At 61.4% G+C, this 17,780-nt stretch carries 15 protein-coding genes; 13 read left to right on the forward strand and 2 right to left on the reverse strand.

Features of this window, described 5'->3' with window-relative positions:
* Positions 1-70 precede the first annotated feature (70 nt).
* A complete protein-coding gene (dnaJ, locus tag AC13CE_RS13025) occupies positions 71-1,195 on the forward strand; it encodes a molecular chaperone DnaJ (RefSeq protein ID WP_221538934.1) in 1,125 nt (374 codons plus the stop codon).
* Between the two features lie 3 nt (positions 1,196-1,198).
* On the opposite strand, the gene AC13CE_RS13030 is transcribed toward dnaJ, so the two are convergent.
* A complete protein-coding gene (locus tag AC13CE_RS13030) occupies positions 1,199-3,514 on the reverse strand; it encodes a patatin-like protein (RefSeq protein ID WP_221538936.1) in 2,316 nt (771 codons plus the stop codon).
* Positions 3,515-3,585: 71 nt separating this feature from the next.
* Between AC13CE_RS13030 and radA the strand changes: the two genes are divergently transcribed.
* The 9 genes from radA to rnr all read left to right on the forward strand — a co-directional run bounded on the left by radA (position 3,586) and on the right by rnr (position 14,740).
* Positions 3,586-4,950, forward strand: a complete 1,365-nt coding sequence (gene radA / locus AC13CE_RS13035) for a DNA repair protein RadA (protein WP_482972657.1) — start codon at positions 3,586-3,588, stop codon at positions 4,948-4,950.
* Between the two features lie 34 nt (positions 4,951-4,984).
* Positions 4,985-5,530, forward strand: coding sequence for a CvpA family protein (locus AC13CE_RS13040; RefSeq protein WP_221539013.1), 546 nt, complete (start codon positions 4,985-4,987; stop codon positions 5,528-5,530).
* Complete coding sequence (locus AC13CE_RS13045; RefSeq protein WP_221538940.1) at positions 5,527-5,955, forward strand: iron-sulfur cluster assembly scaffold protein; 429 nt, start codon at positions 5,527-5,529, stop codon at positions 5,953-5,955. Before AC13CE_RS13040 ends, AC13CE_RS13045 begins: the two co-directional genes overlap by 4 nt.
* 53 nt (positions 5,956-6,008) lie before the next feature.
* Positions 6,009-7,652 carry an MFS transporter gene (locus AC13CE_RS13050; RefSeq protein ID WP_425594517.1) on the forward strand — a complete coding sequence of 548 codons (1,644 nt, stop codon included), beginning with the start codon at positions 6,009-6,011 and terminating at the stop codon, positions 7,650-7,652.
* Between the two features lie 31 nt (positions 7,653-7,683).
* A complete protein-coding gene (alr, locus tag AC13CE_RS13055; RefSeq protein ID WP_247710345.1) occupies positions 7,684-8,697 on the forward strand; it encodes an alanine racemase in 1,014 nt (337 codons plus the stop codon).
* A gap of 71 nt (positions 8,698-8,768) precedes the next feature.
* Positions 8,769-9,323, forward strand: a complete 555-nt coding sequence (gene phaR / locus AC13CE_RS13060; RefSeq protein ID WP_221538944.1) for a polyhydroxyalkanoate synthesis repressor PhaR — start codon at positions 8,769-8,771, stop codon at positions 9,321-9,323.
* Positions 9,324-9,484: 161 nt separating this feature from the next.
* Entirely contained in the window at positions 9,485-11,026 is a 1,542-nt protein-coding gene (proS, locus tag AC13CE_RS13065; protein WP_221538945.1) for a proline--tRNA ligase, read from the forward strand.
* A gap of 36 nt (positions 11,027-11,062) precedes the next feature.
* Positions 11,063-12,421, forward strand: a complete 1,359-nt coding sequence (locus tag AC13CE_RS13070; RefSeq protein WP_221538947.1) for a M20/M25/M40 family metallo-hydrolase — start codon at positions 11,063-11,065, stop codon at positions 12,419-12,421.
* A 21-nt stretch (positions 12,422-12,442) separates the two neighbouring features.
* Complete coding sequence (gene rnr, locus AC13CE_RS13075; protein ID WP_482972658.1) at positions 12,443-14,740, forward strand: ribonuclease R; 2,298 nt, start codon at positions 12,443-12,445, stop codon at positions 14,738-14,740.
* On the opposite strand, the gene AC13CE_RS13080 is transcribed toward rnr, so the two are convergent.
* Positions 14,737-15,189 carry a universal stress protein gene (locus AC13CE_RS13080; RefSeq protein WP_160728033.1) on the reverse strand — a complete coding sequence of 151 codons (453 nt, stop codon included), beginning with the start codon at positions 15,187-15,189 and terminating at the stop codon, positions 14,737-14,739. The two genes, rnr and AC13CE_RS13080, sit on opposite strands and share 4 nt — an antisense overlap.
* Positions 15,190-15,318: 129 nt before the next feature.
* Between AC13CE_RS13080 and AC13CE_RS13085 the strand changes: the two genes are divergently transcribed.
* From AC13CE_RS13085 to AC13CE_RS13095, 3 genes are read left to right on the forward strand one after another with little or no spacing between them, the layout of a single operon-like run.
* Complete coding sequence (locus tag AC13CE_RS13085) at positions 15,319-16,647, forward strand: pyruvate dehydrogenase complex dihydrolipoamide acetyltransferase (protein WP_221538951.1); 1,329 nt, start codon at positions 15,319-15,321, stop codon at positions 16,645-16,647.
* Positions 16,644-17,306, forward strand: coding sequence for a hypothetical protein (locus AC13CE_RS13090; protein WP_221538953.1), 663 nt, complete (start codon positions 16,644-16,646; stop codon positions 17,304-17,306). Before AC13CE_RS13085 ends, AC13CE_RS13090 begins: the two co-directional genes overlap by 4 nt.
* A complete protein-coding gene (locus AC13CE_RS13095) occupies positions 17,299-17,703 on the forward strand; it encodes an acyl-CoA thioesterase (protein WP_221538955.1) in 405 nt (134 codons plus the stop codon). The genes AC13CE_RS13090 and AC13CE_RS13095 overlap by 8 nt, the downstream gene beginning before the upstream one ends.
* The last annotated feature ends 77 nt before the right edge of the window (positions 17,704-17,780 follow it).

The following is a 17,780-nucleotide window of genomic DNA, read 5'->3' on the forward strand; positions in this document are numbered from 1 at the left end:
CTGATGGAAACACTGCCGCCACCGGTGCCGATATGCGCCGGTGGCGGCTGAGTTTTGGGCGGGGAAAGTAATGTCAGCTACCGAAATCGATTTCTACGAATTACTTGGTGTCAGCCGCGATGCGGATGGCGCTGCGATCAAGAGCGCCTACCGCAAACTCGCGATGAAGCATCATCCGGACCGCAATCCCGGCTGCAGCGAGAGTGAAGCCAAGTTCAAGGCGATCAGCGTCGCCTATGATTGCCTGAAAGACCCGCAGAAACGCGCTGCCTATGATCGCTATGGTCACGCTGCTTTCCAGAACGGCGGCGGTCCCGGGGGTGCGCACGGCAATGCCGATTTCGGAGATATTGGCGATATCTTCGAGACGATCTTTGGATCTGCTTTCGGCGGTGGCGGGGGTCGCCCACGGCCGCGGCGCGGCGCGGACCTTCGCTATGACATGCAGATCGGCCTCGAAGAGGCTTTTCACGGCAAATCGACAGAGATCGAGATCGAAGTCAGCAAGTCCTGCGACACATGTCACGGGTCAGGCGCCCAGCCGGGAACGCACGCGCGCACTTGCAACCTTTGTGGCGGACAGGGGAATGTTCGCGCAAAGCAGGGTTTCTTCGTTGTCGAACGACCCTGTCCGAATTGTCACGGTGCAGGCGAAGTCATCACGAGTCCCTGCCGCGATTGCCGAGGTGAAGGGCGGGTCGATGTACCGCAAAAGCTCCAGGTGGATATTCCGCCGGGCGTCGACACCGGCACACGCATTCGCCTGTCTGGCAAGGGCGAGGCCGGGCCCCGGGGCGCGCCTTCAGGCGATCTGTACATTTTCGTCCATGTGACGCCGCACGAGATATTCCAACGTGAGGGGACCACACTCGCCACCCGCGTGCCGATCAGCTTCACCAAGGCCGCTTTGGGCGGCTCGATCGAGATACCCGGCATCGATGGCGAAGAACTGACCCTGGAGATTCCAGCAGGCATCCAGTCGGGCAAGCAATTGCGCCAGCGCGGTGCAGGCATGCCCGTCCTCCAGGGCCGCGGCCGCGGAGACTTGGTGGTGGAGATCGCAGTCGAAACCCCGACGCGGCTCAGCAAGGAACAGCGGAGTCTGCTCGAACAGTTCCGCGAACTGGAAACGGGCGACGAATGCCCGCAGAGCCAAGGGTTCTTCGACAAGATACGAAGCGCTTTCGGAAGCTGACCGTCAGATCATCCTTGCAAGCACTTCGCTTCGGATCTGGTCAATCAGAGCCTCGTCGCAGCGCAGTATCTCGGCCTCTTCGTCGAGGATGGCGAGGAAAGCCCGACGCTTGAAGTCGCGCACTGCAGCGTCGTCGACTTTCCCTTCCAGCGTCGAAAAGACGAGGTCGATCATTCGCTCGGCCCCGTGGAGGCGGCCCCACAAATAATCGTTCTCACGATAAGCCCGGCTGAAAAAGGCCCCGAAATTGTAGAATTCGATCCCACGCAGGGTGGCCGGGGTGCCGCCTTCGCGAATGCTTTTGGCATCGTCAGGACTGATGCGGTCGACCTTGACCGGGTCGAATTCGGTCAACCCCTCATGGCGGAGCAATGGCAAGGTCGCGACATCGTAGAAGGGGAAACCGAGATAAGCGAACAATATGCGTCGCTTGAGGTTTGCGGGCATGGCCGAAAGCGCGTCCGCCAACAATTCTTCCGCGCGTTCGTCGATTTCTGGAAGGAGCCTCCTTGCCTCTACATGGTCAAGCAGCGCGCCCGGATTGTCCAATACCTGCCCGGCGATCTTCTGGAATTCGTCCCCTAGGGCTGGCAGGCCCTCCTTCTCGAAGTACATGGCCATGATCGTGAATATGGCATCGCGGCCGGCTTCCAGCGCCTCGTCGGGAATTTCCGGATCGGCTTCCCAGTCGCGTGCGAGCCGTCGGGCCAGAAGGCGTAGGCGGCGGATACGGAAACCAATGTCATGTTCGCGGAAGAAAAGGATCGCTTCGGGCGTCGCGCCGCCCTTGGGCGCGCCGAGGCTGTCGAGGCCGCGGCGCCGCAACTCTTCGCGCAAGATCTCGGAAATCGGCGCATGGTCCGAAAAATGAAGTGGCGGGGCGACCTCCCAGGCCAGCTTGGCAAGCCGGGTCACAATCCCGCTCAGCTTGCTCTGCGCATAAGAGTGGAAAGCGTAACCGGCTTGTTCGGCGGCGGCCTGTTGTGCCTTTTGCCGCCACGCCTTGAGCCGCTTGGGCGTGGGGTTGTCTAGGAACAGTGTGTAGCCGAACAGCCTCTCGACCGTCCGTTCGACTTCCGGGCGTAGCGCAGCGATTATCCTGCCGAGCCTTTCGGCCTCGCGGCTTTGTTGTTCAAGCTGTTCGAGATTGTCGCGTATTGGCTGCTCGCGGGGGATCGTCGAAAGCGATCCGAAGATTGCGGAAAAGAACCCGACTTCTGCTTGCCCTTGCGCATGGCGTTTGCTGAAGCGGTCGGGGCGCGGATCGACATAGACGAACCGCCGATCAACCTCACGCTGGGCAGGCCGCCCCCGCAAGGCGGCGATGGCCCCGGCAAAGGGTTTGTTCACGAGTACCGAACCGTCGATCAAGGACACATTTGAAACGGTGTCCCGCATCACGTGAACCGGCATTATCCGTTCGAGGAACTCTTCCCGCGAATCCCAGGACCGTCCCGACTCCGAAGAGAGCCTATCGATTTCCGTGACCTGCAAGGGAGGAAAGGCACCGGGAAAGCTCGCAGTCGCTCTTGCCGCGAATACGAGCTCAAGAGGGTTGGCTAGATCTTCGCCGCCAGCATAGGGCGTTTTCCTTCGGATCGAGATCGGCAATCGGTGTTCGCTGTCCTCCACCACCGGGGGGCTATGGAGATGCAGCAATTCCAGATAGCCATGGAAATCGGTGGTTGTGACATAGAGATCCAGCGGGTGACCCGGTGGTAGAAGCGGTGCTTCGGGCTCGGTTTCAGACATCGCCGTGAGCGCGCGTTCGAGTAGTTTGGAAAAGCCGAGCCCCGAGAATGGCGGCTCGAACCAGCGCCCGCGGATGAGGTGGGATACCTTGCGCCGGACCTCGTCACGGGTCTCCGGTGCCACTTCCGTCGCAATCTCGTTGCCCGGACGACTAAGCAACCAGTTTGCCAATGGCTGCGCCCAGATCTTGCTGCCCGACCAGCGCAGCTTTGCATCGGGGTGGGTCAGTTCATCGACATCCGCAACCTCCAGCCAGAGATCGGTCAGCGGTTCGAGGCTCTGGCCGGAAAACACGGCCTGGCCCAGGAAGACGGCGTTGATCCCGCCCGCGCTTGCGCCGCTCATGATATCGGGAATGACGCGCAGTTTGAGCTCGTGATGTTCCTGAATGTGTTCGAGGATATCCCGATAAACCGAATGGACGCCGCCGCGATCCGGACCGCCAGCGTGAAAATCGCGGCTGGCTCTGGCGAGTTGCCACAACTCGCGGGTTACCCCGTGCATATAGATGGCCAGACTGACCCCGCCGTAACAGACGAGCGCAATCCTGAGTTCCTTCTGCCGCATCGCTCTACCTTCTGCACAGCATCACTATCGAAGGCAATTGCGTTCCACAAATGTTCTGTTAGTGAATCCCTATGGCGAAACCCAAGAAACGCTATGTCTGTCAGGCCTGCGGGTCCGTATCTCACCGCTGGCAGGGGCAATGTGCCGACTGTGCGGAGTGGAATACGCTGGTCGAAGACGCACCGGCCACGGTCTTCTCACTGAAACACGACCTGTCGAGCGGGGGCAGGGCGGTCGAGTTCGTGGATCTCGACAAACCCGGCGCAATGCCTGTGCGCCAGAAAACTGGTCTCGCGGAATTCGACCGCGCTCTTGGTGGTGGTTTGGTGCCGGGTAGTGCGATTCTGATGGGTGGCGATCCGGGCATCGGAAAATCGACCTTGCTGTTGCAGGCAGCGGCCAAGGTAGCGCGGGAAGGGCATGGCGTAGTCTATGTCAGCGGCGAGGAGGCTGCCGGCCAGGTGCGCATGCGTGCCGCTCGGCTTGGCCTTTCGGACGCTCCGGTCAAACTCGCAGCTGCTACGGGCGTGCGCGATATCCTCACCACGCTCGGCGGGATGGATACGCCCAAATTGCTCGTTATCGATTCGATCCAGACCATGCATTCCGACACGATCGAAGGAGCTCCCGGCACCGTAAGTCAGGTTCGCGGGTGCGCATTCGAATTGATCCGCTATGCCAAGGAAACTGGCGCCACGCTGGTACTGGTCGGCCACGTCACGAAGGACGGAAATATCGCCGGTCCTCGTGTGCTCGAACATATGGTCGATGTGGTGATGAGCTTCGAGGGGGAACGCAGCCATCAGTATCGTATTCTCAGGGCGCTCAAGAACCGGTTCGGCGCGGTCGACGAAATCGGTGTCTTTGCCATGGAAGGTGACGGGCTGGAGGAAGTCGACAATCCTTCCCTGCTGTTTCTCTCGGGGCGCGAGCAGCCGATGGCGGGCAGCGCGGTATTTCCGGCAATGGAGGGCACGCGCCCCGTGTTGGTCGAGATACAGGCGCTGATCGTGCGCCTGCAATCGGGTGCCACCCCCCGCCGCGCGGTCGTGGGTTGGGACACCGGCAGGCTGGCGATGTTGCTGGCCGTACTTGAATCGCGTTGCGGACTGTCTTTCAGTTCGGCCGAGGTTTATCTCAACGTGGCCGGCGGATACCGTTTATCCGATCCGGCGGCAGATCTTGCCGTAGCAGCTGCGCTGGTGAGCGCGCTGGCCGACAAGGCTCTGCCTCAGCGGAGCGCATGGCTCGGCGAGGTAAGTCTGGCCGGAGAGGTCCGTCCGGTGGCCCATGGCGGCGTGCGATTGCGCGAAGCAGCCAAGCTCGGTTTCGACCGTGGCTTCGGCCCGCCCGATGCCAAGAACAGCTCGGCGGAACTGGAATATGTGGGCGTGGGACAACTGGCAAACCTCGTTGACCGCGTGATGAGCAGTTAATACACCTAAAACCCCTTGGGTTTATATGGGTTTTATGACGGGTTTCGATCTCATTGTTCTGCTCATCGTGGGTGTGGCAGCAGTAGGCGGCTTTTTGCGAGGTTTCGTGCAGGAAGTCCTGTCGCTGGGCGCGTGGATATTGGCTGCATTCGCAATCCGTTATCTCCATACACCGCTTACCTTGACGATGCAGGATTTTCTGGGTTCGGGCGTGACCACTTCTGTGCTCGCCTTTACCTTCCTTTTGCTCATTCCCTACGCCGCAATGAAGTTGATCGCGAACAACGTCGGTAAGGCCTCCCGCAATTCCGTCCTCGGTCCAATAGACCGCGTGCTTGGGTTCGGCTTCGGTTCGCTCAAGGGCCTGCTGATCGTCATCATCGCCTTTTCGGTGCTGGTGCTGGGTTACGATACGGTCTGGGACTATCGCGGCCGGCCGGTCTGGATAACAACCGCCCATAGTTACGAGCTGGTCGATGCCGGTTCGCGCTCGCTGGTCGAAGTGCTGGCGCAGCGTCGCGCGAAATTGCTGGGTGAGGAACCCGCGGCAATGGAACCCGTGGAAGCAGGGGCCGAGTGACCGGCAGTACTCGCGCCGCGCTTTATTCCCCGCAATTGCTCGCCCTTGCGGTGGAATTGGCCGACTACCCCTTCGATCCTTCAGCTCCCAGTTTGGGGGAGGCGAACTCGCGCACCTGCGGCAGCAGCATCCGCATGTCATTCGAAGGCGACATGAGAGATGTCGGGGTGAAAGTTTCGGCCTGTGCCGTCGGGCAGGCCAGCGCAGCAATCTTCGTGCGTCACTGCCTCGGCAAAAGCGAAGCAGAGTTGGCGGACTTCCTGGCACAGATCGAAAGCTGGCTCGAAGGAAATGCGAGTTTGCCGAATTGGCCCGATATTCATCTGATCCAACCGGCGCGTGATTATCCGGGACGGCATGGCGCGATCCTGTTGCCGTGGAAGGCCGCACTGGCCGCGCTTTCCAATGGCGCAGACCGGCGCTAAATCCGCCCAGGCGTACAGGAGAGGGGACTGGAAAAATGGCGGCTGCGGAGGGCATGCAGAGGGAACCGACCGAAAAGGAAATCCGACTGGTCATCGCCGCGAGCAGCGCGGGCACGATCTTCGAATGGTATGATTTCTTCATCTACGGCACACTTGCCGGGCTTATTGGTGCAGCCTTCTTCCCGAGTGGGAACGAAACGCTGCAGATCCTGCTCGTGTGGGCGGGTTTTGCGGTAGGTTTCGGCTTCCGTCCGCTTGGTGCGATTCTGTTCGGTTTCCTGGGTGACAGGCTGGGCCGCAAATACACCTTTCTCGTTACCGTCACTTTGATGGGTGTCGCCACGGCAGGCGTGGGCATGATCCCAAGCGCTGCGAGCATCGGTATCGCTGCGCCGATTATCGTTATCTGCCTGCGCATCCTTCAGGGCCTTGCGCTCGGCGGGGAATACGGCGGTGCGGCGATCTATGTCGCCGAACATGCTCCGCCCGAGAAGCGGGGATTCTACACCAGCTTCATCCAGGCCAGCGTGGTCGGCGGTTTCGTCCTGTCGATCCTCGTCGTGCTGGCGTGTCGCGCCATTATCCCGGCCGATGATTTTACCGAATGGGGCTGGCGCATACCCTTCCTGCTCTCGATCGCATTGCTGGGCATTTCGCTCTGGATGCGATTGAAGCTTTCCGAAAGCCCGGTCTTCCAGGCGATGAAGGAAGCCGGCGAAACGAGCGCAAATCCGTTCAAGGAAAGCCTGACCTATCCGGGCAATCCCAAGCGCATTTTTGTGGCACTGTTCGGCATCACCGGCGTGCTGACGACTATCTGGTATACCGCCTTCTTCTCATCGCTCAGCTTCCTGCGGCGCGATATGCGGGTGGATGAAAGCACGGTCGAATGGATTCTGCTGATCGCCGGATTCATCTCGATGAGTTTCTATGTGATCGTAGGCAAATGGTCCGACCGTGTGGGACGCAAGAAACCGATCATTATCGGTGCCGTGGCCGCGCTGGCGCTGCTTTTTCCGATCTTCTGGACGATGGGCAATCTCGCCAATCCGGGCCTGGCGCAGGCGGCTAGGGAGAATCCGGTAGTCGTTACGGGTCGGCAGTGCACTACCGATCCCTTCGCCGTACTGTTCGACAAGGAGCAGACCGATTGCGGAAAAGTGCTCGAAACGCTGACTGCGAGCGGCGTCGCCTATAGCGTCGAGCCGGGGGATGACCTTGGGCTGGCCGTTGGCGGAGAGCAAGTGGCAATCGATGCCGATTGGCTGGAGGATGCAACCGCCCGCCGCGATGGTATCCAGACAGCTCTCGCCGGGCGCGGTTTCGACTTTGCGAAGCAGACGCCGCCCATGGCCAATATTCTGGGTATCGGGGCGCTGATACTGGTGATGGGAATGCTGTCGGCCTTGACCTACGGTTCGGTCGCCGCACTGCTTTCCGAGATGTTCCCTGCCAAGATCCGCTACAGCTCGATGTCGATCCCTTACCATATCGGAGCCGGGTATCTTGGCGGGTTCCTGCCGCTTATCGCCGGTATCATCGTCGCGCGTACTGGCGATGTTTACGCGGGACTGTGGTATACGATGGCCGTAGTCGGCTTCGGCCTGCTCGTCGCCTGGTGGGGGCTTTCTGGCGGGCCGCCGCGTGACTTCGAGGAATCCGACGAGGCACCGCCCGTAGGCCCGGCTATTCCGTGACTGTCATTTGATTGTGCCACCGTCCCCCACTTTGCGGCTCGATATCGACCGTCAGGCACTCGCGCATAACTGGCGGGCGCTCGATCGCATGTCGGATAAGGCAAGAGCGGGAGCAGCCGTAAAGGCGAATTGCTATGGGCTCGGCGTCGATCAATGCGTGCCGGTGCTGCGCGATGCTGGCTGCCGGGATTTTTTCGTCGCCCACTGGAGCGAAGTCGAACCGGTTCTGAAGCATGTGCCTACGGACCAGTTGGCTGTCCTGCACGGCCCGCTCGATGCCGGCGAAGTTTCCTACGCCCGGCAGGCAGGTGTCCGGCCGGTCATCGATTCCGTTCGGCAGGCGAAGCTCTGGCTGGAGGGCGGAGGCGGGCCCTGCCATCTCATGGTCGATAGCGGTATCAACCGCCTCGGCATTTCTCCGCGTGAAATCTCCGATCCTTCGGTGCAGCAACTCGATGTTCAAATCCTGTTGAGCCATCTCGCCTGTGCCGACGAAGACAGCGTAATGAATGCGCGCCAACTCGAAATTTTTCGCGATGCCATTCAGCGCATCCGGCATAGTAAGACGAGTCTCGCTAACAGTGCAGGTATCGCGCTCGGTCCCGACTACCATTTCGATCTTACCCGGCCCGGGCTGTCACTCTACGGCGGCATACCGCGCGAAGAGCTGGAGGATGAAATCCGGCAGGTGGCTCGGCCACAAGCTGCGATCATCCAGACGCGGCAGCTTTCGGTGGGTGAGACCGTGGGATATAACGCCACCTTCACCGCACCGCAGGATATGCGGATCGGCGTAATCTCCCTCGGTTATGCGGACGGCATATTGCGCAGCTGGGGAGGGGCGGCCCTTCGCCATGGCGAAAAGGTGCTCCCCATTCTAGGCAAGGTCTCGATGGATATGATCGTGCTGGACCTCACCAATGCGCCCGAACTGGGGGAGGGCGATTGGGTGGAGCTACCGTACCACCTCCCCGATGCTGCGCGGCAAACCTCTGTTTCCCAATATGAACTGCTCACCGTGCTGGGCAATCGCTTCCAGCGCTGAGACGCGTGTTGCGCTGCACATTGTGCAAGTGCTAAGCCTGCTTGCATCGCACAATGGGGAGAGCGCGCATCATGGCTAAACGGACCGCCGAGGGCGAACCGATCATCATTAAGAAATATGCCAACCGGCGGCTCTATAATACCGACACATCGAGCTACATCACGCTCGATGATCTTGCCAAAATGGTCCGTGAGAATGTCGATTTCCAGGTGCTGGATGCCAAGACGGGCGAGGACATTACGCATACGATCCTCACCCAGATCATCGTGGAGGAAGAAAGCAGCGGCGCGCAGCAATTACTGCCGGTCAGTTTCCTGCGCGACCTGATCTCGATGTACGGCAATTCGATGCAGTCGATGATGCCAAGCTATCTCGAAGCCAGCATGGCGAACTTCCGCAAGAACCGCGAACAGCTGCAGACGGCTTTTGCCAAGGGTCTCGAGGCGAATCCGCTGGCCAAGATGGCCGAAGCCAATTTCAAGATGATGCAGAATGCGGCGGAAGCCTTCATCCCGGCCACCCGCAAATCTGCGGATGCTCCGAAGAAGGACGAGAAGGACGAACTCGCCCAGATGCGCGAGCAAATGGCGGCAATGCAGAAGAAGCTCGACGAGCTGAGCAAATGACCCAACCCCGGAAAAATCTCTGGTTCCGTGCGCCCTGAGCTTGTCGAAGGGTCATTGTTTTCTTTAAGGGCGGCGCCAGAAGTAAGGACGGTGCTTCGAAAGGCTCGGCACGATTGGGTTGCGAGCTTGTCGCCAGTGCCGAAAACAAGGCTCGTCTCTCAATGTCCAACATTCGCCATGCCCTCACCACCCGCCGTGCCGACGATTTCGCCGCTTGGTACCAGGAAGTCATCTCCGCCGCCGAAATGGCCGAGGAATCTGGCGTACGCGGCTGCATGGTGATCCGGCCATGGGGATATGGCATCTGGGAGCGGATGCAGCGCCTGCTGGACGATCGGATCAAGGCGACCGGGCATTCGAACGCCTATTTCCCGATCTTCATCCCGCTTTCCAACTTCGAGCGGGAGGCGGAACATGTCGAAGGTTTTGCCAAGGAAATGGCGGTTGTCACCCACCACCGCCTGATCGCGGGCAAGGATGGCGGCCTGATTCCCGATCCCGAAGCGAAGCTGGAAGAGCCGCTGGTCGTGCGTCCGACTTCGGAAACCATCATCGGCGATGCCATGGCGCGGTGGGTGCAGAGCTGGCGCGACCTGCCGCTCAAGCTCAACCAGTGGGCCAATGTCGTGCGCTGGGAAATGCGCACCCGCATGTTCCTGCGCACCAGCGAATTCCTCTGGCAGGAAGGGCATACTGCCCATGCGGAAGAGGCAGAGGCCAAGGAGCACACGCTGCGCATGCTCGAAGTCTATCGCGCCTTTGCCGATGAAGACCTCGCGCTGGCGGTAATACCGGGTGAGAAGCCGGAAAACGAGCGTTTCCCGGGCGCGGTCGAGACATGGTCGATCGAGGCGATGATGCAGGATGGCAAGGCGTTGCAAGCCGGCACCAGCCACTATCTGGGCACCAATTTCGCCAAGGCTTCGGGCATCAAGTTCCAGAACCGCGAGGGCAGCGAAAGCCTCGCGCATACGACCAGCTGGGGTGTTTCGACCCGCATGGTCGGCGGCGTCATCATGACCCACGGTGACGATGACGGTTTGCGCCTTCCGCCCAAGATCGCACCGCAGCAGGTCGTGATCCTGCCAATGCTGCGCGAAAAGCCCGAAGACCAGGACCTGATCGACTATTGCGAGACCTTGCGCGCCACGCTTGCCAGCCAGCACGTCATGGGCGAACCGCTGCGCGTCCTGCTCGATACGCGTCCCGGCAAGGCAGCGCAGAAGCGCTGGGACTATGTCCGCAAGGGCGCGCCGATCATCATCGAGGTTGGTGGCCGTGACATGGAGAACGGTGTCGTTTCGATGCTGCGCCGCGATCGCCTTTGGGATGAAGAGACGGGCAAGCCTGCCTTCCAGACCCCGACGCGCGAAGTGGCCGGGCAAACCATTCCCGATGTCCTCGCGGACATGCAGAATGCCTTGCTGACGCAGACGCAGGAACGCCGCGATGCCAATATCACGCGGGGCGTGACCGAATTCACCGATGTCGAGAAACACTTTGCCGCTTCGCGCTATCCGGGCTGGATAGAGGTGCAGTGGTCGAAGCCGACCGGCGAGGCGCTCGAAAAGATCGTCGAGCGGCTCAAGGAACACAAGCTCACCATCCGTAATGTGCCGATGGATGCGGTCCCGGTGGACGGACCCTGTATCTTCACCGGTGAACCGGCGGTGGAGCGTGTGCTTCTGGCCAAGGCTTACTAGCTTGATCTGACGGCGTTTCTGTTCGACACAGGGGCAATGAGAAAACTCATCCCGCTTGTCGCCCTCGTCGCATTCCCGATCTCTGCGCAGGAAACGTCACCGTCGGATCCGGCTGCCGGCGTTTCACAGGAGAGATTGCGGGCCGATATCGATACGCTGGTGGGTTTCGGTACCCGCCATACATTGTCGGCACAGGACGATCCCGAACGCGGTATCGGGGCCGCAGTTGATTGGGGCCTGGCAGAGTTTGGCCGGATTTCCGAAGATTGCGGATCGTGCCTCGAAGTCCTCGCGCCCGAACGCACCGAACCTGAAGGCGGGCGCCTGCCCCGGCCGACCCGTATCCGCAACGCGGTGGCCATACAGAGAGGCACCGAACGCCCGGATGAGGTCATTATCGTCCAGGCGCATATCGACAGCCGGGTAAGCGACGTGATGGATTGGGAAAGCGATGCCCCGGGCGCGAACGATGATGGTTCGGGCACGGTGCTCGTGCTGGAGGCTGCCCGAAACCTTTCGCGTAACAGCTATCCTGTGACCATCGTCTATGCCCTGCTTTCGGGCGAGGAGCAGGGCCTGTTCGGCGGACGTCTGATGGCCGATTATGCCGAGGAACAGGGCTGGGACGTGAAGGCCGTGCTCAACAACGATGTCGTCGGCAACAGCTGCGGCAGCGATGGTTATTGCGACCCCGACCATGTCCGCGTCTTCTCCGAGGGGCCGCGCGCCGACCTGACCGATACCATTCGCGCAGCCCAGCGGCGCGAGGGCGGTGAGAACGACAGCCCGAGCCGCAATCTCTCGCGCTGGCTCGACAATCTAGCCAGTGAGACCGAAGGCGGGCTCGATGTGCGGCAGATCTGGCGGGTCGACCGGATGGGCCGCGGCGGCGACCAGATTCCCTTCATGGAAAAGGGCTATCCCGCAATCCGCATCGCGGTGGCGGTCGAGGATTACGAACATCAGCACCAGGATCTGCGGACCGAAGACGGGATCGTCTACGGAGACACTGCGGACGAAATGGACTTCGCCTATCTGGCCAAAGTGACGCAGTTCAACATCCGCGCGCTGGACAAGCTTGCCCGTTCCCCTGCACCGCCAGCCACCAGTGCCCAAGCGGCCGTGCAGACTTATACCGACATCAGCTGGAGCGAAGTGCCCGGTGCGGTAAGCTATACCGTGTGGCAGCGCCGGACCGACGAGCCCTATTGGCGCGACGAGCCGGTTATCGAGAACGTGGTCGCCACCAACGCCAGGCTCGAAGGCGTTCGCGGGGATGACTGGATATTCGGGGTTAGCGCGACCGGCGAAAGCGGGGTTATGGGGCCCGTCTCCAGCGCAGTTCCTGCGGGTCAATTCGCGCCTCTTGCGGCGCCAGAGGATGACAGCGAGTAAGCGCGTCCCCATATGGCGGGGATGACAAGACAGAATAGAACCGGAAGGAAGCAGGGGCTTCCTTCCAAGACAGAAATACTCGAATTCATCCAGACCTCGGAAAAGCCGGCCGGAAAGCGGGAAATCGCCAAGGCTTTCGGCATCAAGGGGCAGGAAAAGATCGCGCTGAAGAAGCGCCTCAAGGACATGGCCGAAGAAGGCCTGATCGACGGCAGGAAGACCGCCTATCACCAGATGGGCGGCCTACCGAAGGTGACCGTGCTCAAGGTTCTCGAAATCGAGGACGGTGAGCCCATCGCCGTGCCCGAAAGCTGGGACCCCGACAGCAACGAGAAGCCGCCTCGTTTGACGGTCAAGGAAAGCAAGAAGGTTGCTGCGCTCAAGCGCGGCGACCGCTTCCTGGCGCGGACCGAAGAAAAACCGCGCGGGTGGATCGCCCACCCGATGAAGAAACTGCCGGCCCGCACCGAAGGCCTGATGGGCGTCGTTGAATTCGACGGCAGCGGCAAGCCGTGGCTCGCTCCGGTGGACAAGCGCGTGCGCAATTCCTCGCCCATTTCCGATCTCGGCGGTGCGGAAGAGGGCGAGCTGGTCCTTGCGGAAAAGGCCGGTAAGTCGGCCCGCTCTGCGGTAAAGGTGGTCGAGGTTATCGGCGATCCGCTGGCGCCCAAGAGCTTCAGCCTGATCGCCATCGCCAAGCACGGCATCCCGCACATCTTCCCCGAAGAGGCGCTGGCGGAAGCACAGGCCGTTTCGGAACTGCCGCTGAGCGAGGACAAGCGCGAAGATCTGCGCGGCGTGCCCATCGTGGCGATCGACCCTGCCGACGCGCGCGACCATGACGACGCGATCTGGGCCGAGCCGGACGGGGAAGGGGGCTACAAGGCCATCGTCGCGATTGCCGACGTCAGCTTCTACGTCCGCCCCGGCAGCCAGCTCAACCGTGAAGCGAGGAAGCGCGGCAACTCGGTCTATTTCCCAGACCGCGTCGTGCCGATGCTACCGGAAATCCTCAGCGCTGACGTCTGCTCGCTGGTCGAGGGCGAAGACCGCGCGGCGATGGCATGTCACCTGCGCATCGCGCCCGATGGCAAGATCACCAAGTGGCGCTTTACCCGCGCCATCGTGAAGCTCGCAGCGAATATCGCCTATGAGGACGCGCAGAAGGCCATCGATGATGGCAGCGCGGACGAAAACCTCAAGAACCTCTGGGGCGCCTGGGACCTGCTGTTCAAGGCCCGCAATGCCCGCGATCCGCTCGATCTCGAATTGCCGGAACGCCAGGTGCGCCTCAACGACGAGGGCGTGATCGAGGAAATCGCCGTGCGCGAACGCCTCGACGCGCACCGCGTGGTGGAGGATTTCATGATTGCCGCCAATGTCGCTGCGGCAAAGGCGCTGGAGGAAAAGGCCGCACCGGTGGTCTACCGTGTCCATGAAACGCCAAGCCGCGAGAAGCTGGTGGCGTTCAAGGAATACCTTGCGAGCCAGGGCCGGTCCTTCGCCATGGGGCAGGTAATTACCCCCGGTCTCTTCAACCGGATGCTCAAGGACATATCCGAACCCGCTGAAAAGGCGCTGATAATGGAGGCAGTTCTACGCAGCCAGACGCAGGCCTATTATGGCCCCGCCAATGCCGGGCACTTCGGCTTGGCGCTGGGCAGCTATGCGCATTTCACCTCGCCTATCCGCCGTTATGCCGACCTTCTGGTCCACCGTGCGCTGGTCGATGCCTACAAGCTCGAACAGCCGAAGCCGAAAGGCGATATTCCCGAGCACAGCGGTCTGTCGGACCGGGACCGCACGGCACTCAACCAGATTACCGATGCGATCAGCCAGACCGAGCGCCGCGCCATGGAGGCGGAGCGCGATACCATCGACCGTTATGTCGCCGCCTGGCTCTCCGGCCGCGTGGGCGAAGTGTTCGACACGCGCATTACCGGCGTTCAAGGATTCGGCTTCTTCGCGACCATCGAGCAATTGGGCGGTGACGGCCTCGTCCCCGTTTCGACCTTGGGCCGCGAGTATTTCCGCTATGACGAAGGTGCGCGCGAACTTGTCGGCGAAAGTACCGGCACGACTTATGCCGTAGGCGACAGGCTCAAGCTGAAGCTGGCCGAATCCAACCCGCTGACCGGTGCGCTCAAATTCGAGATACCCGACAGCGAGGGCGCACCGATCGAAAAGCGCGGTCATCGCCCGCCGCCCAAGAAAAAGCCGCTCCAGAAGGACAAGGGCGCCCCGCGTCAGAAGCATGCCCAGGGGCAACGCGGCAGGCCCAAGAACATCCGCCGTCAGGGCCGCGGGAAGAAGCGTTAGGCCAGCTCGTCCAGCTGTTCACGGGTAAGGTTGCCCGGCACGAGATAGAGCGGGCAGGGCAGGCTGGCGGCATGCGCGGCGAAATGCGCCACCAGCGGGTCTTTTCCGCCTTCCTTCGCAGTGCCGAGCACCAGCGCCGCGATGGAGCCGTGTTCCTCGAGATATTTCGCGATCACGTCGGCCGGCGATCCGGGGCGTACGGCGATCACCGGCATCTTGCCCATTTCGCCGAAGATGTTGCCCGCGGCGTTATTGGCCATGACCTCGGCCCGCTCGCGGGCTTCCTGCTCGATCGTGGCCTGCACGCCGCCGAAGGCATTGAAGGTCTGCTGCGGCACGAGCGCGAGGATATGGACCGAACCGCCCGTCTTCATCGCACGCATGGAGGCGAAGCGGAGCGCCTGCTTGGCCTCCTCCGTCTCGTCCATGACGACCAGATATATGCGCATGTCCCCGGCTCCCTTTCCGCGCACCGACTACAGGCTAATTCGTATTCTGTGCAAGGACCTTGCGGGCGCGCGGCAAATTGGCCAGAGACGCCCGGAACACTCTCCCCAGCGAGGACGTAACGTCAGAACATGCCCACGCCGATAAAGATGCCCGCCCTGTCGCCCACCATGGAAGAGGGCACGCTCGCCAAATGGCTGGTAAAGCCGGGCGATACCATTTCCGCCGGTGACATCATGGCCGAGATCGAAACCGACAAGGCGACGATGGAATTCGAAGCGGTGGACGAAGGAACGCTCGCTTCGATCGAGGTCGAGGAAGGCAGCGAAGGCGTGAAGGTCGGCACGGTCATCGCCATGCTCGCCGAAGAGGGTGAGGATGTGGAAGAGGCCGCCAAGGCTGCGCCTTCGGGTGATGCGAAGGCGGAAGAGAAACAGGACGCCGCCAAGCCGGAAGCGAAGTCCGAGCCGGCTAAGGCAGAACCTCGCGAAAGCGCTGAACCCGCGCGCGCCACCGAGGATGATGGCACCAAGGCTCCAGCCGCACCGAAAGACGACAGCGGCGCACGCATCAAGGCCTCGCCGCTCGCGCGGCGCATTGCCGAGCAGAAGGGCATCGATCTGAGCGCCGTCACCGGTTCCGGCCCGAATGGCCGTATCGTGAAGGCCGATGTCGAGAGCGCGAAGCCCGGCGAAGCTCCGGCGAAGGGTTCGGCAGAATCCGGCGCACCGGCTCCGGCCAAGGCTGCGACGCAGGGCGGCGATCTCGATGCGCCTTACGAAGCGCAGAAGCTCAACAATGTCCGCAAGGTCATCGCCAGGCGCCTGACCGAGGCGAAGCAGACCATCCCGCATATCTACCTCACCGTGGACGTGCGCCTCGATGCGCTGCTCAAGCTTCGCGGCGAACTCAACAAGAGCCTCGAGGCGGACGGTGTGAAGCTGTCGGTCAACGATTTGCTGATCAAGGCGCTCGCCCGCGCGCTGCAGCGTGTCCCGGCCTGCAATGTCAGCTTCCAGGGCGACGAATTGTACCAGTACACGCGCGAGGATATCTCGGTCGCGGTTGCCGCGCCTTCGGGCCTGATCACTCCGATCATCCGCGATGCGGGCAAGAAGGGTCTCGCCCAGATCAGCACCGAGATGAAGGAGCTGGCGGGCAAGGCCAAGGACGGCAAGCTGCAGCCGCATGAATACCAGGGCGGCACCGCCTCGCTCTCCAACCTCGGCATGTTCGGCACCAAGCAGTTCGACGCGGTGATCAACCCGCCGCAGGCGATGATCCTTGCAGTCGGCGCGGGTGAACAGCGTCCCCATGTGATCGACGGCGCTCTGGGCGTCGCCACCGTGATGAGCGCCACCGGCAGCTTCGACCACCGCGCGATCGACGGCGCCGACGGCGCGCAGCTGATGGAAGCGTTCAGGCAGCTTTGCGAGAACCCGATGGGACTGGTGGTTTGAGCTCGATCGATTGGGCTGCAACTGGCGCGATGATAGCGGGTCTCGGCACTTTTGCTGGTGCCGGGGCAATTTTGGTCGCAGCGCTTCTTGGAAAAAATGCACTTTCGGACTACCGAGCGCAACGCATCACGGACAACCAGATCGAGGTGGCAGATAGGGCTCTCACCGGCGCATATCGCGCGTTGGATGCGATCAGAGGAATGAGGGCGCGTTGGATGCCTGCCGCAGAATTGCATGCGACTGAGGAGCAACTGAAAGAGCTCGGAATGAAGCTAGACGGTATGCCCGATGAGCTAAAGTCGGCGCAGATCACAAAAGGTGTGGTCTATCGCCGGGCCGAATATTTTAAGGACGATTTTGACGCCGTATTCGCAGTAATCCCGTCTGTTCGTGCCTACTTTGGCAAAGAGTTGGTCGAGGCGATGGAAGCTTTTCCGAAGGCTCGCAATCGCATTCTAAGCAGTGCTGATATGCTTTACATGGTTGAGCGGCGAGGCAGAGACGAAGACGACAAGTTTTCAATCAATATCCGTAAAGATGTCTTCGGATCATGGGGAGAGGAAGACGAAGACTCCATCTCTACAAGCCTCAAGGACGCGATCTTAAAGCTAGAAAAAGTGCTTTTGCCAATCATCGGCCGCGAGCTCGAAAATGCCTGACCGCACCCCCCTCATTCGCGTCACGGCCATGCCTGCCGACACCAACCCCTATGGCGGGGTTTTCGGCGGGTGGCTGATGAGCCAGATGGCCCTCGGCGCAGGCTCGCTCGCCAGCCGGTTGGGGCAGGGTAAGGCGGTCGTCGTCTCGGCCAGCGATTTCGCCTTCCCCGGCGCAATGGCGGTGGGGGACGAACTCTCGGTCTTCGGCGAGGTCACGGCAACCGGAACCACTTCGATGACCGTGCAGGTCGAAGCCATTGCGCGCAAGCGGAACAGCGAGGTGACGACGCGCGTCGCCGAAGGGACGTTCAAGTTCGTCCTGCTCGACGAGGAAGATCGCCCGCGCCCGGTGCGCGAAGCCACGCTGTCGCGCCAGCGCGAGAACGACAATGGCTGATCGGCTGTCCTACACGGCGGGCCATCTGGCATGACTGCGGTGATGACCTGCGGATCCACCCCCTTGGCGACCGGCGC

Source organism: Qipengyuania sp. B-5, from assembly GCF_056857815.1.

What these genes read in the sequence shown, in the direction of transcription:
- dnaJ (WP_221538934.1), top strand. Translation starts at nt 71, where the DNA reads ATGTCAGCTACCGAAATCGATTTCTACGAATTACTTGGTGTCAGCCGC.
- AC13CE_RS13030 (WP_221538936.1), bottom strand. Translation starts at nt 3,514, where the DNA reads ATGCGGCAGAAGGAACTCAGGATTGCGCTCGTCTGTTACGGCGGGGTC.
- radA (WP_482972657.1), top strand. Translation starts at nt 3,586, where the DNA reads ATGGCGAAACCCAAGAAACGCTATGTCTGTCAGGCCTGCGGGTCCGTA.
- AC13CE_RS13040 (WP_221539013.1), top strand. Translation starts at nt 4,985, where the DNA reads ATGACGGGTTTCGATCTCATTGTTCTGCTCATCGTGGGTGTGGCAGCA.
- AC13CE_RS13050 (WP_425594517.1), top strand. Translation starts at nt 6,009, where the DNA reads ATGCAGAGGGAACCGACCGAAAAGGAAATCCGACTGGTCATCGCCGCG.
- phaR (WP_221538944.1), top strand. Translation starts at nt 8,769, where the DNA reads ATGGCTAAACGGACCGCCGAGGGCGAACCGATCATCATTAAGAAATAT.
- proS (WP_221538945.1), top strand. Translation starts at nt 9,485, where the DNA reads ATGTCCAACATTCGCCATGCCCTCACCACCCGCCGTGCCGACGATTTC.
- AC13CE_RS13070 (WP_221538947.1), top strand. Translation starts at nt 11,063, where the DNA reads ATGAGAAAACTCATCCCGCTTGTCGCCCTCGTCGCATTCCCGATCTCT.
- rnr (WP_482972658.1), top strand. Translation starts at nt 12,443, where the DNA reads ATGACAAGACAGAATAGAACCGGAAGGAAGCAGGGGCTTCCTTCCAAG.
- AC13CE_RS13080 (WP_160728033.1), bottom strand. Translation starts at nt 15,189, where the DNA reads ATGCGCATATATCTGGTCGTCATGGACGAGACGGAGGAGGCCAAGCAG.
- AC13CE_RS13085 (WP_221538951.1), top strand. Translation starts at nt 15,319, where the DNA reads ATGCCCACGCCGATAAAGATGCCCGCCCTGTCGCCCACCATGGAAGAG.
- AC13CE_RS13095 (WP_221538955.1), top strand. Translation starts at nt 17,299, where the DNA reads ATGCCTGACCGCACCCCCCTCATTCGCGTCACGGCCATGCCTGCCGAC.